We start from the raw sequence: 15,600 nt of genomic DNA on the forward strand, positions 1-15,600 counted from the left end.
CCCGTTCCCATACCGAACACGGAAGTTAAGCTCTTTAGCGCCGATGGTAGTTGGGGGCTTCCCCCTGTGAGAGTAGGACGTCGCTAGGCAACAAAAACAGTCAGCTGTGTGCTGACTGTTTTTTTAGTTAATTCTTTTTATGCATATTACTGTATTCTATCCAAAACTCGGCGTTTTTAATTCCAACTTCTCTTGGATCAAAAATAGGATCTAGACCGGCCTTTTTTTGTCGGTCATAATCTTGCAAAACTCGAATGGCTGGTTTGGTTAATAATACAATAGCAATAAAGTTCAAATAACTCATACTCCCAAATCCAATGTCTCCAAGTCCCCACATAAGACTAACAGATTGAACACTTCCAACATAAACAACTAGTAAGAAGACCATTTTTAATACTAATTTTAAAATGGGGAAGCGTAGCTGATTATCTAAATATACAATGGTTGTCTCTGCAATGTAGTAGTATGCCATTAATGTAGTGAATGCGAAAAGGAATATGGCTGTAGCCACGAATCCACTTCCGAAATCATTGAACACTGTAGATACAGCTGCTTGTGTATAAGCAGTGCCTGCTACGACGCCTGGAATATTTTCAACTAATGGTGTCGTTGTTCCAGAAGGAGTAACATTATACATACCTGTAATGAGAATCATTAAAGCTGTAGCTGTACATACAATGATTGTATCAATATAGATGGAAAAACCCTGAACTAAACCTTGTTTAGCAGGGTGAGATACTTCAGCAGCAGCAGAACTAAATGTTGCTTCTCCCGCTCCAGCTACGTTTGAAAATACCGAGCGTCTTACACCCCAAGCGATTGCAGTCCCCACTATACCACCAAAAATGGCATTTGTACCAAAAGCACTTGTAATAATAAGTTTAACCATACCTGGAATTTCACTTACATTCGCTCCTAAAATAATGAGTGTTAAAATTACATAAGCAAGTGCCATAATAGGAACAACTTTATCTGCAACACGTGCTATACGCTTTACACCACCAAATATGATTAATCCTAAAAGAATAACAATTAGAGCACCTGTTATAAATGGTGGAATATGAAAAGCCGTATTAAAGGAAGTGGCAATGGTGTTCGCCTGGATTCCTGGCACTAGAACACCATATGAGAGACAGATCACACACGCAACAAATATGGCAAATCCCTTTAGTCTCAACCCCTTTTCGATATAATATGGCGATCCCCCGCGATACTGATCATCAGCCTTTTCTTTATATAATTGAGCAAGAGTAGATTCAATAAATGCACTTGCTCCCCCTAAAAAGGCCATAATACCCATCCAAAATACTGCACCTGGTCCACCAGCAGCAATAGCCGTAGCCACTCCTGCAATATTACCAACACCAACCCGCCCAGACAATGCCATACAAAAGGCTTGGAACGATGAGATTCCTTCCTTTGACTCTTTCCGTTCACGTAATAATCGAATCATCTCAGGAATATAACGAAATTGAACAGCTTTTGTTAGGACGGTAAAATAAAGACCTACACCTAATGCTAAGTATACAAGTGCATTCCCCCAAATATAATCGACCAATGTATTAACGATTGTCTCCATAGATGTTTCCCCCTTGTTTTCTTAAATCAAAACGCGAAATTACCACCCTAAAAAATTGTGTACGATCCATTAATAGCCTTCATCTCTTTACCCAAATGATGACTAAAGTGTGTATACAGCTTTAATTTAGATGAATGTTTAAATAGCTAAAACCTCCCTTCATAATTTTTAGGCTCATCATATGTATTGCATGTTTTATGCCATAAAGTAAAAAAGCCTTTTACTCACGAAAATGAGTAAAAGACTTTTACACTTTCATATGGATTTTTAATGAATAGAAAGCGACCCAACAGATTCATTCCAAATTTGCTTCATTTGCTGACGGCCAGCTAAAATTTCTGGATGAAACTGAATATGTGCAGTGGCTCGTGTTTTTTCAACAGCCTGGATGGCAAGCTTAATATCATGGTTGGATGCTCCTCTATTTAGGTGTTGAGCAATTGTAAGAGCTGCAACTTCTCCCTGCGCTAATGCTACCTTGGCTCCTTCAATGCCCGTAATATTTCCTGCTACATATAATCCCTCTAAATTAGTTTCCATTTGTTCATTATGTAAAGGAATGAACCCACCTAATTGTTCGATGTAATGAAATGGACAACCTGCTAAAGAAGCAAGCTCTGCAAGAGGGTACAAACCACCAGCGATACAAATAAAATCTGCTTTGATATGTTGTTCGCTTCCTTTCACAATAGAGCCATCTGTATTCACTGTTGCTAAAATGACCCCTTCAACTTGATTTTTACCAACGATTTCAATAACAGCTTTACGTAACATAATAGGAATATCCCACATTTTCACACCATTTTTGGGATAAAAGGTAATACCAAGCTTTTTCATAAAGTCTTTTTTCATCAATTTGCTGCCTATTTTAACAAGAGGGGAGGGAGCCATATGAGCCACATGCAATAATGAGGTCATAACTTCTAAAGGATTGCTATAACCCTCTGTTAATAAGTTAGTGGGGGGTAATGTAATAGCGGCTACATGAACACCTGCTAATTGTAATTCCATTGCAATAGCTGAAGAAAGTACATTAACTCCGACAATGACACCACGTTTTCCAGGTTTCACACGATGCACATTTGTCATTACTTGTGCTGCTCCAACAGACATGACCCCTGGAAGAGTCCAACCTGGAATAGGGAAAGGCGATTCGGCAGCTCCAGTAGCTAATAGCAGGTGTTGGGTACGAAATGCACCTTTAGTTGTATGGATGACCCACATTTGACCTATTTTTTCTAAGTCAGATACACTCGTTTGTAATAAAAATTCAACATGGACTGCTTTAGCTCGTTCTACTAAACGTTCTGATTCTACAATACCGTTCCACCATGTTCCTGGCTTCTCTTCATAAAGTTGTCCTAGTAATCGCCCTCCAGCATATAAATATTCATCGATAACAAGGACTGCAATATTTTTTTCTGCTAATGTAATAGCCGCCGCAAGACCCGCAGGACCAGCCCCAATTATAATTACTTTATTGTTCATCGTTCTTCCTCCAGTCTCTTACTGTCGTAGGAAGTGTCTGCCCACTTTTTACAGCCATGCCATCTGAAAGAGGAGTTAAGCATGCTCGTTCACCTTCTAAGCCATTTACATTGACACGGCATTCAAAACAATGACCAATATTACAATAGATGCCTCGGGGCTGGCCAGTTTCTTCGTGCAATCTTAAAGTGCGTATTCCTTGTGCTAGCAATGCAGCAGCTAGGGACTCGCCTTTGTAACCTTCAAACAAATGATTGTCATAAGTAAAAGTTACTTTTTCTTTTTGCGTTAAAGCCCCTAAAACTGGGTGGTTTATTATACGCTCTGTCATGATTTTACCTCCCCTAAATTGGAGAATCGTACTGGTCGAATAGGGGCTTGATGTTTTAATGAAACTTCATCATTTTTGCGAGGATGATGAAGATGAGCAATAGAATCTACCATGGTACGGCATGTACGACCGCCACAATAGCCCATTCCTGCACGCGTTCGTAATTTCAGTTCTCGTGCAGAGCACTTATATTTTGATGCGCTTTCTACTAATTCATCGTAACTAATTTCTTCACAACGGCATACAATCATAGATTTATTTTGCATAGTTCCACCTCTACTATATAAAATACTTAACATAGTACATAATGCAAAAACTATGCCAAAGAAAAAAATAAATATGAAGGGGATATCTAGTTGAATGTGAATAATGTGTATAAAAATATTGACATATATTTAATAAAATTAGACATCTATGTTTAATTTCTTTAATCGATTATATAAAGTGGCGCGAGTAATACCTAAGTTTTTAGCACATGTTTTTTTATTACCATTTACTTTGGCAAGCTGGTCTAAAATTATTTCACGTTCATAATGTTCAAGCTGATTGTTAAGCTCTGTTCCTAGAGGAAAATCTATCTTAACGTCCATTGCTTTATCTTTTGGCATCACCGCTAAAATATCAGTAGGGAGGTCTTCCATATGAATGGCCCCCTCATCAGAAAATACAACCAGTCGCTCGATAACGTTCGATAATTCACGGACATTGCCTGGCCAATGGTATTTTAAAAGAGCATTTGCTATTTCAGTTGGGATTCCTTGAATAGGTCGATTATATTTAATTGACTTTTCATATAAAAAGTAATTGCTAATTTCTAATATATCTGATGCCCGCTCCCTAAGAGGAGGAACGGTGAAATTCACCACATTTAGTCGATAATATAAATCTTCTCTAAATTTCCCCTCTGCCACCAATTGCTTCAAATCTCTATTAGTAGCTGCTACTAGGTTAAATTCGACATCCATTTCCTTTGTACCACCAACTGTATAAAAGGTCTTTTCCTGTAGTAATCGCAAAATTTTGACTTGCATTTCTAATGGCATCTCACCGATTTCATCTAAAAATAAAGTACCTCCACGTGCAAGCTCTACCTTACCTTTTTTTCCTTTTTGATGGGCACCAGAAAAAGCTCCTTTTTCATAACCAAAAATCTCACTTTCAAATAGGCCACTTGGAATGGCACCACAATTGATAGCAACAAAGGGTGCTTCAGACTTTTCTCGAATAGCATGAACCGCACGTGCAAATAATTCTTTACCAACGCCACTCTCTCCGTAAATTAAAATATTTGCCTCTGTTTCTGCGACCTTTTTTACTTTTTCTAATACTTCTTTAAGCTTTGGACTATTGCCACGAATAAGGGTGAACGGGTCAAATGCTAAACCATTAGTACTCATCTGTTTCTCTAAATTTAATAATTTCTCAGATGTAATATGGAGCTCTTCGTTTAATTTTTTGACATGGGTAATATCTGTTTCAGCAACGACTGCCCCAATTGTCTTATTATGCAGCATAACTGGATTAGAATTAATCATGACGACGAGATCTTCCCGAGGAAAATGCTGCTGTTGATAAACAGATTTTCTATGCTGTAAAGTATGTAAAATTTCTAGTTGATCTTCTTTGAAAAAATGAGTGATTGGCTTTCCGATAATATTTTCTCCTGACACAGAAAAAATGCTTTCGGCTCCTTTCGTCCAATAAACCACATTTTGTTCAGCATTAATGACTGTGCATGATTCATTTATTGTATTTAAAATGGTTTGTAAATAAGCATTTCCACATTCTAATTCATAGGCAAGATCGTAGGCTAAGGTCTCTCTCCGTAAATATCCTAAATATTTTTTTTCCTCATTACAAACTAGTAAAAATTCGTATTCCTTCATATATTCAATAGCATTCTTGAGTGGGCAATCCAACTGGATGGTATGACAGGCAACATAGTGAACATCGTTTTTTCTTTTACCGCGAACTGCTCCATAAGGTTTATGATTTTCAATCACAAAATATTGCTTGCTGGCATCGTTTATTTTGGAAACAATATCGTCAGTAGATGTTATAGCAAAATTACGCTTTAATATTTTATTCATTATTAAATGATATGGATGCAAGGTAAGTACCCCCTCATTGTTAATTTGTCTAATTATTTAGAATAATATAAATAATTTTGACACATAGTGCCTAGTTTATCAAACAAATTCCAGTTTGGGAGGTTGGCATGTTTTTTGCATCATACAGTCATGAATAGAAAGGAGGAGGGAGATATGAAGAATTCCCATCATGATATCGTAATTATTGGCGGTGGCATTATTGGTGGAGCAATAGCTTATTATTGTGCAAAGGCGGGCCTAGATATCACAGTACTTGAAAAAAACGAACTTGCAAGTGGGACTTCTTCTCGTTGTGATGGCAATATTTTAGCTATTGATAAAGATCCTGGCTTTGACAGTCAAATGTCTTTAGTCAGTCAAAGATTGGTTCATGAGTTAAATAGAGAGTTAGATATGAGCTTTGAATATCGGAATCCTGGCAGCATTCTTGTCTGTGAAAGTGAGCTAGAGATGGAGGCTGCACAGCAATGGGTTAATCGTCAACAAGAGGCGGGTCTAGATTTTACAATGTTAGATCGTGAGGACCTGCGGAACGAATCAAAATACTTCGCAGATGATTTATACGGTGGATTGGAATGTAAAACGGATTCAACAGTGAACCCATACATGCTGACATTTTCTATGTTTCACTCCGCTGAGAAATTGGGTGCAAAGATAAAAAAACATACAGAAGTCAAAAATATTAAGAAGCAGCCAGATGATACATTTTCACTTGAAACGAATGAGGGGTGGATAACCGCAAATAAAGTCATTAATGCTTGCGGAATTTGGGCACCGTTTATTGGACAAATGCTTAGTGTTGATATTCCCATTAAACCTCGTAAAGGACATATTTTGGTGGCATCACGTCAGGAACCAGTAGGACTAAGAAAAGTTATGGAATTTGGTTATTTAATTTCAAAGTTTGGTGGAGAGCGTAAGGTGGATGCGGATATTGAAAAATACGGAGTAGCCTTAGTGTTTGAGCCGACAGAGGCACAAAATTTTTTAATAGGAAGTAGTCGAGAATTTGTAGGATTTGACACGAAGGTGAATCATGATGTGGCAAAAATGATTGCTAGACGTGCGGTACGCTTCTATCCAAAAATTGCTGATATGTCGATTATTCGTACATATGCAGGGTTAAGACCATGGACAGAAGATCATTTACCTATTATTTGTGAAGTAGAGGAAGTACCTGGCTTCTATATCGCTGCAGGTCATGAAGGAGATGGCATTAGCTTAGCTGCAGTTACCGGAAAGCTTATCCAAGAATTACTACAGCACAAAGATTCATGCATTCCTACTGAACCGGTTCATCTTAGTCGTTTTCAGAAAGGAGTGCTTCACGAATGAATTTTCAAAAACTATTTACGACCATTGATACACACACGGGTGGAAATCCGACCCGTTCATTAATAAGTGGGATGCCCAAGCTTGAAGGCAAAACTATGTCTGAAAAAATGTTATTTATGCAAGAGAATTATGACTGGATTCGAAAATTTCTTATGAATGAGCCACGAGGGCATAGTGTAATGTCAGGTGTTATCATTACAGAACCTTGCCAACCAGAAGCCGATTTCGGAGTGATTTATATTGAAACAGGTGGTTATTTACCAATGTGTGGACATGACACAATAGGTGTTTGTACAGCACTTATTGAAGCGAATTTAATAGAGGTTACTACACCCTTTACAAATATAAAATTGGACACACCTGCAGGTTTAATTGATGTACAGATTAAAGTAACGGATGGTGTAGCGAAGGAAGTGACCTTTAAAAATGTACCATCCTTTTTATTAAAAACAATTGAAATTAATGATTCTGAGCTAGGTGTAGTGGAATGTGAAATAGCATATGGTGGGAATTTTTACGGCATTATTGATGCTAGAAAAATCAATCTAGACTTAGCTGTAGACAATTCGACGAAGATTATTAACACGGCTATTCGTCTCCGCAATGCTGTGAATGCTGTGGAGGATATTGTCCATCCGGAGTACTCGTTTATCCATGGACTTACACATATTGAGTTTTATACAGATCCAGTTAACCCATTAGCTGATTTAAAAAATACAGTTGTTGTTCCGCCAGGAGGAATCGACCGTTCTCCTTGTGGCACTGGTACATCTGCCAAAATTGCTACACTCTATTTAAAAAATAAGCTCGTTCTCAATGAGTCCTTCGTCTATGAAAGTATTGTGGGAACAATGTTTAAAGCACGTGTACTAGAAGAAGTAACTATTAGTGGTTTAACAGCTGTTATTCCGGAGGTAACAGGGTCTGCATGGATAATGGGGATGCATCGATTTTTTTACAATGATCAGGACCCATTAAAAGAAGGCTATTTGATGATTCCACCAATGGATCACTAAGGGAGGATAAACATGAATTTTCATAAGTCTTTTCAAACGATAGATACACAAGTAGTGGGAGAAGCCTTTCGCATTATTGTGCAATCTCCAATCATGCTGATGCATGAAGATATTTTGGAAGCGGATCATCAGTTAAATACACAATTTGAAGATACAAAACAATTGCTGTTGAATGAGCCGAGAGGACATCGTGGAATGAATGGCTGTCTTGTTTTACCATCCGCTATTGCTTCCTATCGATTATTATTTTTCCAGCATGCAGCTTCTACAAATTTTAAGTATGAAGCACTTGTAGCCACAATGACTGCATTGATTGAACAAGGAACAATAGAACTCTCAAAAAATAATACTTACTCTATTGAAACAGTCAAAGGTGTCTATGAAGCCTATGTCAAGCTTTCTGAAAAGAGAGATGCAGTATTATCAGTTCATTTAATATTGAAGCCAGCACAATTAGAAGGTGAGCAAGTCATTATCGATAATGAGCGACGATACATTGTTGTAGAAAAACCACAGCAATTTAAAGCAATTGTTTTAGAAGAATTAGCAGAAATCAGTACATGGGGATTACTAGAAAGTGAGAAATATAGTACAGCAGATGGGGTCATTATGTATGAACAATTAAATAGCTCTGTCAGGTCCGTTACCTTTGAGCGAGATGGCTATATATTACGTTCACCTGGTGTAGACAGTATATTGGCATTAATAGCAGTTTTAGGGGAAGAGGCTGTCAGAAAAAATGACAGTATTTTTGGTAGTAGCATTGAAATTATACAAAAACATGAAGCTGGCTACGAAGTTGCATTAACAGCTTATATCACAGGAATCCATCAATTTGTAGTGGACCGTGAAGATCCTTTGCATCATGGATTTATCATTGTGTAATAAAAGAGTTTAGAGGAGGAAGAAAAGATGAAAAAACTTGAAGGTGTATTTCCTGTATTAGTAACGCCGATGAAAAATCAAACAGACATTGATTGGGACGGTTACCGACAAAATATTGAACATTTTATTGAAGCTGGGGTCACAGGTATTGCTATTAATGGTAGTACGGGTGAATTTGTAAGTTTAACTAAAGAAGAACGGTTTAAAGCAGTAGAAGTAGCTGTAGATCAAATTAAAGGGCGAATGACATTGATTGTTGGGACAGCAGCTGAAACAACTGCAGAGGCAATCATCTATACACAGCAGGCAGAACAGGCTGGTGCAGATGCAGCATTATTAATTAATTCCTATTACGCACATCCAAAAGATGAGGAAATATATGTTCATTTTAAATCAGTAGCCGAATCTGTAAAATTTCCCATCATGATCTATAATAACCCGTTTACTTCGGGGGTAGATATTGGCTTAGAAACGATTTTAAAAGTAGGTAGAGATGTTCCAAATATTACACATATTAAAGAATCGAGCGGCAGTATTGGTAAAGCGCGTGATATCGTACGTCAAGGTCAAAATGATATAGAAGTATTTTGTGGCTCTGAGGACTTAGCTATCGAATCACTTTTAGTTGGGGCTGTTGGGTGGATTTCTGTATCTGGAAATATTGTGCCAGAGCTTGTCACAAAATTATATAGTCAAGTAAAAGAGGGGAACTTAGAGGCAGCTTGGGCAATTTACGATCGTTTATTACCTTTATGTGCATTTTTAGAGGGATCGGGTAAATATGTACAAATTACCAAACGTGCAATGGAATTAAAAGGGTGGGCAGGGGGACCCTGTCGTCTACCACGACTCCCACTAACAGAGGAAGAAGATGCACAACTAAAAGCAATTATGACAAATTTAGACGTACTGGCAATCGAACATTATTAATGGAAAAGGGGGAAGACCGATGGAGGCAGTGTTGACATTAAAGCCACAAATAAAGGAATTTCTGCAGTCTACAATTGGCTTATATATCGATGGTAAATATGTGCAAGCTCAATCAGGTAAAACATTAAATGTTTTAAATCCTGCTAATGAAGAGGTCATTGCCGTAGTAAGTGAAGCACAGGCAGAAGATATCGATCTAGCCGTGCATGCTGCTCAACAAGCTTTTGAAGGTCAATGGTCAATGATGGAGGCAGCTGAACGCTCACGAATTATTTATAAATTGGCAGATTTACTAGAAGAGCATCGTGAAGAGCTGGCACAGCTAGAATCATTAGACAATGGAAAACCATATAAAGCTGCTCTTGCAGATGATGTGGATGGCACAGTTCAACATTTCCGTTATTATGCAGGCTGGGCAACAAAAATTACAGGACAGACTGTACAAGTGTCAAAGGATTACTTAAATTACATTGTACATGAGCCCGTTGGAGTTGTAGGTCAAATTATTCCTTGGAATTTTCCTCTTGCAATGGCGGCATGGAAGCTAGGGGCAGCGTTAGCTGTAGGATGTACGGTTGTCATCAAACCAGCAGCTGAAACGCCATTGTCGTTATTATATGTTGGCCAGTTAATGAAACAAGCTGGTTTTCCAGATGGTGTAGTAAATATTGTTCCAGGTACGGGAGAGGCGGGTGAAGCGATAGTTACACATAAAGGTGTAGCAAAAGTAGCCTTCACTGGGTCAACAAAGACGGGAATACACGTGATGAAAAAGGCTGCTGATGATGTGAAAAGTATAACATTAGAGCTTGGAGGAAAATCGCCTGCTATTGTGTTACCAGATGCAGATGTCGAGGAAGCGATCGAAGGAACTTTTGCTGGTACGATGTACAATCATGGACAAAACTGTAGTGCATGTACGCGGGTATTTGTGCATAGTAGTCTATACAATCTATTTATTGAACGACTCGCAGAAAAGGCTAAAGCATTAAAGATAGGGTCAGGTTTAGACCCAGAAACAGATATGGGTCCATTAGTGTCACAAAAGCAATTAAATACAGTTCTTGATTATATCGAAAAAGGAAAAGAGGAGGGTGCTCGTATAGTAGCAGGTGGCGATCGAGCACTGGAAAAGGGATATTTTGTCCAACCAACTATCTTTGCTGATGTACAGGACACGATGATAATTGCTCAAGAAGAGATTTTCGGACCAGTGATGTCCATTCTGTCGTTTGAAACAGTAGATGAGGTAATCGTACGTGCTAATAATAGTAAGTATGGACTTGCTGCAAGCATTTGGACTGAAAATGTAAAAAAGGCACATTATATAGCTAGTAAACTACAAGCTGGGACCGTATGGATTAATGATTTCGGTTTAGAATGGGAAACGATGCCATTTGGTGGTTACAAACAGTCAGGAATTGGTCGCGAAATGGGCGGTGAATATGGTTTGTCCAATTACACTGAGGTGAAAAGTGTATTTGTTAATATGAAGCAATAATTAGTGAGTATGCATTAAATTTGTATAGAAGTAAAAGGAGCTAACTTCAATAGATAGCTCCTTTTCACGTTATTTAAAAGGTATTATTTTACGTCTTGCCGAGGAGGGGATACTCATGTCCTCGCGATATTTAGCTATGGTACGTCGAGATATTTCAATACCTAAAGCAGAGTTAAAATATTCAGCTATTTTTTGATCAGAGAAGGGCTTTGCCTTATTTTCTGATTTGATATAGTCTGATAGCAAAGATTTTACCTTTATTTGTGACACACTATGACCATTTGCTGTCGACAATTTAGAGCTGAATAATTCTTTTAATTCAAATGTACCAAAAGCAGTTTGTACATACTTATTTGTTGTAATGCGACTAACCGTCGATTCATGAACATCTATTTGGTCAGCAATTTCACGCAACGTAAGTGGTTGTATGGCGTCAAGGCCATCAAGAAAGAACTTTCTTTGTTTTTCAATAAGGGCCTTCATAATGTTGATCATTGTATTTCGACGTTGTTCTATGCTGTTCACTAGCCAGTGGTAGTCAGCTAAGTGTTTTTTAAAATAACTCTTTTCTGAGGAATGAGCTTTTATATAAGGAAAGTAGTCAGCATGAATACTAACCTTTGGTAAATAATAATCGTTCAACGAAAAGGTAATCCCACCGTCCACAATATCAACAATAATATCTGGTATTGTTGTATGTACCAATTCCTGATAAAACAATGAGCTTAGCTTTGGCTGTAGTGATTGTATAAAAAGATAGATGATTTGTAAGTCATTTAGGGATATATCCAGCTCTTTTGATATTTTTTTCCAATTATTATGAGCGAGCTCTTCTAGATAATTAGAAATAATGGTATCGGCATGAGCAGGGCTGTTAGGACCATAAATAGTTTGTAATAGTAAACACTCTTTTAAATTGCGTGCACCGATTCCTAGAGGACCAATCGTTTGTAATAAATGAATGCCCTTTTCTATTTCTAGGTCATTATAAGAAGATTGTATGGATTGCTCATAATACCCATTGTCATCTAAATGGTAAATAATATGTTTTAAGAGCTGAATGTCCTTTTCATTATCAAAAGTTAGCCTGACCTGCTGAAACAGCTCATCACGGATATTTTTTTCACATTTTGTAGAAAGATGCCAATTGTTATAGTGTCTGCCACACGTTTTGGAAATCTGTAGATGCTCTTTAAATGTTGGTTCACTTAGCTCGATTAAAGGATTAACGAGTTCTTGTTCACGTATATATTGTTCTAGCTCCTGAGTTGAATATTGGAGTAGCTCAATTGCCTGACGAAGTTGGGCAGACATAACTATTTGTAATTCTTGTGTTTGTTTAATAGAAAGTTGCATACAAAAAACCTCGATTCTCTATCAATCTATCTAACTAACTTAGAAAAATATAGTGACAAGAAACTTTGACATGTGCAACAAAATGAATCATGAGCTTTCAATAAAAAGCTCAAAATGTTGAAATAAAAGGTTTTAAAAAGTGTAAAAAAAGTAAACATCTTATAGTTAAAGTGTAAATAAATTATAAGATAATGAGTTCTTTTGGTGAATGTGTGATTACTTCAACACCATCTTTTGTAATGATGACATCATCTTCTATTCGAACACCTCCAACTTGTGGGAGGTAAATGCCAGGCTCCACGGTAAGTACCATATTCTCCTCTAAAACGTCTTCACAAACTGTCGACATAAATATATCCTCGTGAATATCTAGGCCAATGCCATGACCTGCTCCGTGTCCATAATTGTCCCCGTAGCCTTTAGCTGTAATGTAGTCTCGTGTATAGCTATCTGCATTTTGCCCCGTAATACCAGCCTTCATATTAGAAAGAGCATGTTGTAAGGAGTCGTAAACAATTTGATAAATCTCCTTTAATTGTTCAGGAGGCTCGCCGACTGCAATAGTTCTTGTCATGTCAGAACGATAGCCTTGATAATAAGCGCCAAAATCAAGTGTTATCATGTCACCTTGCTCAATAACTTTTGAAGATGCCACACCATGCGGTAGAGCAGAGCGGTGGCCTGAAGCAACAATCATATCAAATGCTGCACCAGTTGCCCCGTTCTTACGCATATGAGATTCCAATTCATTGGCAATTTCAATTTCTGATAAACCCGGTTTAATGAATGTCAGAATATGCTTAAATGCCTCATCTGAAATCCAAGCTGCTTTCTTAATGATTTCAATTTCCTCTGGTGTCTTAATCATACGCAAATTTTCCACAATAGTAGATAAAGGCTTTAAAGTTGCTGTTAATTTATTAGCCATTAATTGATAAGTGTAGTAAGTTACGTGATGCTGTTCAAAGCCAACAGATTGAATAGATTCCTGATCTAAAATTTCTTGAATCATGTCATATAAACGATTGCGATCTATCTCATGAACCTCAAATGTTTTACTTTGCTCAGTTGCTTGCTGAGTATAGCGGAAGTCCACCAATAAAAGTGCACGTGTGTTAGTCACTATAACCGTTCCTGCACTTCCTGTAAATCCTGTTAAATAACGTCGGTTTTGTGCATTTGTAATAATAATTGCGCTCGTACCTTGTGCTTGTAGAGCATTTCTTAATTGTTCTAATTTTGACATGTTGTTATTCTCCCTTCTTTCATGAAATTATAATGCAAAATCCGTGCCAATTTTTAAAAAATTAGAATCGGCATGGAAATTGCATAGATTTTTATAGTGCGATTTCTTTCGTGCAATAAACATAAAGGGGTTTTGAGGATGGCTAAAAAAACAAAATGGCTCTTCGTATTGTTAGGATTAATGCTCGTTATATTGGTAGGGTGCTACGGAAAACCAACTTCTGGAAATACTGCTAAAAGTAATGAATCAGACAATGCAACTGCTGATGGGGACGACAATATTGCTACACAGGAGCTTCATTTAGTGGCAACAGGAGATTTAACGACGATGAGCTCTTTGGGGAGTGTAGATGCACTTGCTGTAACAGCAATGAACTCTGTATTTGAGGGATTATATCGTATAGGTCCTGAAAATACACCCATCCCAGGAATGGCGGAGTCACATGAAGTTTCGGAAGATGGTACAGTATATACATTTAAAATACGGAAAGATGCTGTTTGGAGTAATGGGTCTCCAGTGACGGCATATGATTTTGAGTATGCGTGGAAAAGAGCAATAAATCCCGAAACTCAAGCAATTTATTCATACTTAATGTTAGATATAAAAAATGCTGCCAATGTGCAAACAGAAGAGGATCCCCTTTATGGGAAGGTGGAGGAAATTGGTATTAAAGCTTTAAATGATGATACATTAGAAGTGCAGCTAAATGCGCCCATCCCATACTTTATTAGCTTAACGACGTATGCCCCGTTTTTCCCATTAAATAAAGAATTTACAGAGTCCCAAGGTGATCAATATGCGCTAGAAGCGGATAATATGATCTATAATGGGCCTTTCATGATGGAATCTTGGCAACATGGTCAAGGATGGACATTCGTTAAAAATGAAAGTTATTGGGATAAGGACACTGTAAAGCTTACTAAAATTACGCAAAAAATTGTTAAAGATACAGCAACGGCTGTCAATCTCTATGAGGCTGGTGAAATAGATACTGCCGAGTTATCTAGTGAGTATGTGGCTCAATATAAAGATAGTCCAGAGTATTCTACGTTTTTAAAGCCAAATACGTATTTTATTCGTATGAATCATGAGAATAAATATTTATCTAATCTAAACATTCGTAAAGCCATTGATATGGCATGGGACAAACAAGGCTTCGCTGATGTGATATTGCAGGATGGTTCCATCCCTGCTTACTATTTAGTACCACAGGGATTATCAACAGATGACAAGGGGAATGATTTCCGTGATGGCAACGGCGATATGAATAAAACAGATATCGAGCTAGCAAAGGAAGCGTGGGCTACTGGATTAAAGGAACTTGGTGTAGACCAAGTAAAGCTGGAGTTTTTAACATATGACCGTGCAGAGTCTAAGAAAGCAGCTGAATTTATTAAAAATCAACTGGAGACGAATTTAGAGGGCTTAGAGCTAACAATTAATATGCAGCCGAATAAGCAAAAGCTTGCATTAGAGGGGGCTGTTGATTTTGATTTAGATTATGGTGGTTGGGGTCCTGACTATCAAGATCCTATGACTTACATTGAATTATTTGAGTCAACTGCTTATTATAATCAATCAAACTACAAAAATGAAAAAGTGGATGCATTCATTAAACAAGCGAAAACTACCTCTGATGTTACAGAGCGTTGGGAACTTATGCAGCAAGCCGAAAAATTAATGATGGAAGATGTAGCATTTGCCCCAACCTTCCAAAAGGGGTTAAGCCGTTTGACAAAACCATATGTAAAAAATTTATATGAGCATCCATTCTCAGCTGACATAAGCTATAAATGGGTAGAAATTGTAAAATAAAAAATGC

At 37.6% G+C, this 15,600-nt stretch carries 13 protein-coding genes and 1 rRNA gene; 7 read left to right on the forward strand and 7 right to left on the reverse strand.

Features of this window, described 5'->3' with window-relative positions; all coding sequences use genetic code 11:
- Positions 1-89, forward strand: a 5S ribosomal RNA gene (rrf, locus tag ACOZBY_RS19915); the annotation flags it as partial.
- Between the two features lie 38 nt (positions 90-127).
- Here the strand turns inward: rrf and ACOZBY_RS19920 are convergent.
- From ACOZBY_RS19920 to ACOZBY_RS19940, 5 genes are all read right to left on the reverse strand, one after another.
- On the reverse strand, positions 128-1,579 hold the full coding sequence (locus ACOZBY_RS19920; RefSeq protein WP_422762628.1) for an alanine/glycine:cation symporter family protein: 1,452 nt from the start codon (positions 1,577-1,579) through the stop codon (positions 128-130).
- A 267-nt stretch (positions 1,580-1,846) separates the two neighbouring features.
- On the reverse strand, positions 1,847-3,067 hold the full coding sequence (locus ACOZBY_RS19925; RefSeq protein WP_422762629.1) for an NAD(P)/FAD-dependent oxidoreductase: 1,221 nt from the start codon (positions 3,065-3,067) through the stop codon (positions 1,847-1,849).
- Positions 3,057-3,398 (reverse strand): (2Fe-2S)-binding protein, encoded by a 342-nt coding sequence (locus ACOZBY_RS19930; protein ID WP_422762630.1) that lies wholly within the window; start codon positions 3,396-3,398, stop codon positions 3,057-3,059. The genes ACOZBY_RS19925 and ACOZBY_RS19930 overlap by 11 nt, the downstream gene beginning before the upstream one ends.
- Positions 3,395-3,664, reverse strand: a complete 270-nt coding sequence (locus ACOZBY_RS19935) for a (2Fe-2S)-binding protein (RefSeq protein WP_012291914.1) — start codon at positions 3,662-3,664, stop codon at positions 3,395-3,397. Before ACOZBY_RS19935 ends, ACOZBY_RS19930 begins: the two co-directional genes overlap by 4 nt.
- 138 nt (positions 3,665-3,802) lie before the next feature.
- Positions 3,803-5,488 carry a sigma-54 interaction domain-containing protein gene (locus tag ACOZBY_RS19940; RefSeq protein ID WP_422762644.1) on the reverse strand — a complete coding sequence of 562 codons (1,686 nt, stop codon included), beginning with the start codon at positions 5,486-5,488 and terminating at the stop codon, positions 3,803-3,805.
- Positions 5,489-5,662: 174 nt separating this feature from the next.
- Between ACOZBY_RS19940 and ACOZBY_RS19945 the strand changes: the two genes are divergently transcribed.
- The 5 genes from ACOZBY_RS19945 to ACOZBY_RS19965 are packed head-to-tail and all read left to right on the forward strand — an operon-like array spanning position 5,663 to position 11,176.
- A complete protein-coding gene (locus ACOZBY_RS19945; protein WP_036160363.1) occupies positions 5,663-6,844 on the forward strand; it encodes an NAD(P)/FAD-dependent oxidoreductase in 1,182 nt (393 codons plus the stop codon).
- Positions 6,841-7,860: a proline racemase family protein gene (locus ACOZBY_RS19950; protein ID WP_012291917.1), complete on the forward strand. Its 1,020-nt coding sequence runs from the start codon at positions 6,841-6,843 to the stop codon at positions 7,858-7,860. Before ACOZBY_RS19945 ends, ACOZBY_RS19950 begins: the two co-directional genes overlap by 4 nt.
- Positions 7,861-7,872: 12 nt before the next feature.
- Positions 7,873-8,745 carry a proline racemase family protein gene (locus ACOZBY_RS19955; protein WP_012291918.1) on the forward strand — a complete coding sequence of 291 codons (873 nt, stop codon included), beginning with the start codon at positions 7,873-7,875 and terminating at the stop codon, positions 8,743-8,745.
- Positions 8,746-8,772: 27 nt separating this feature from the next.
- Entirely contained in the window at positions 8,773-9,675 is a 903-nt protein-coding gene (gene dapA / locus ACOZBY_RS19960) for a 4-hydroxy-tetrahydrodipicolinate synthase (protein ID WP_012291919.1), read from the forward strand.
- 19 nt (positions 9,676-9,694) lie between these two features.
- Positions 9,695-11,176 carry an aldehyde dehydrogenase family protein gene (locus tag ACOZBY_RS19965; protein ID WP_036160366.1) on the forward strand — a complete coding sequence of 494 codons (1,482 nt, stop codon included), beginning with the start codon at positions 9,695-9,697 and terminating at the stop codon, positions 11,174-11,176.
- 69 nt (positions 11,177-11,245) lie between these two features.
- On the opposite strand, the gene rpoN is transcribed toward ACOZBY_RS19965, so the two are convergent.
- The gene (gene rpoN / locus ACOZBY_RS19970; RefSeq protein ID WP_012291921.1) at positions 11,246-12,532 is read right to left on the reverse strand and encodes an RNA polymerase factor sigma-54; all 1,287 of its coding nucleotides are present in this window, start codon (positions 12,530-12,532) and stop codon (positions 11,246-11,248) included.
- A gap of 181 nt (positions 12,533-12,713) precedes the next feature.
- Positions 12,714-13,778, reverse strand: a complete 1,065-nt coding sequence (locus ACOZBY_RS19975) for a M24 family metallopeptidase (RefSeq protein WP_422762631.1) — start codon at positions 13,776-13,778, stop codon at positions 12,714-12,716.
- 138 nt (positions 13,779-13,916) lie between these two features.
- On the opposite strand from ACOZBY_RS19975, the gene ACOZBY_RS19980 reads away from it, so the two are divergent.
- Positions 13,917-15,593, forward strand: a complete 1,677-nt coding sequence (locus tag ACOZBY_RS19980; protein ID WP_012291923.1) for a peptide ABC transporter substrate-binding protein — start codon at positions 13,917-13,919, stop codon at positions 15,591-15,593.
- The last annotated feature ends 7 nt before the right edge of the window (positions 15,594-15,600 follow it).

The sequence above is a fragment of the Lysinibacillus sp. NPDC056220 genome (assembly GCF_049315265.1).
Classification (GTDB): Bacteria; Bacillota; Bacilli; order Bacillales_A; family Planococcaceae; genus Lysinibacillus; species Lysinibacillus pinottii.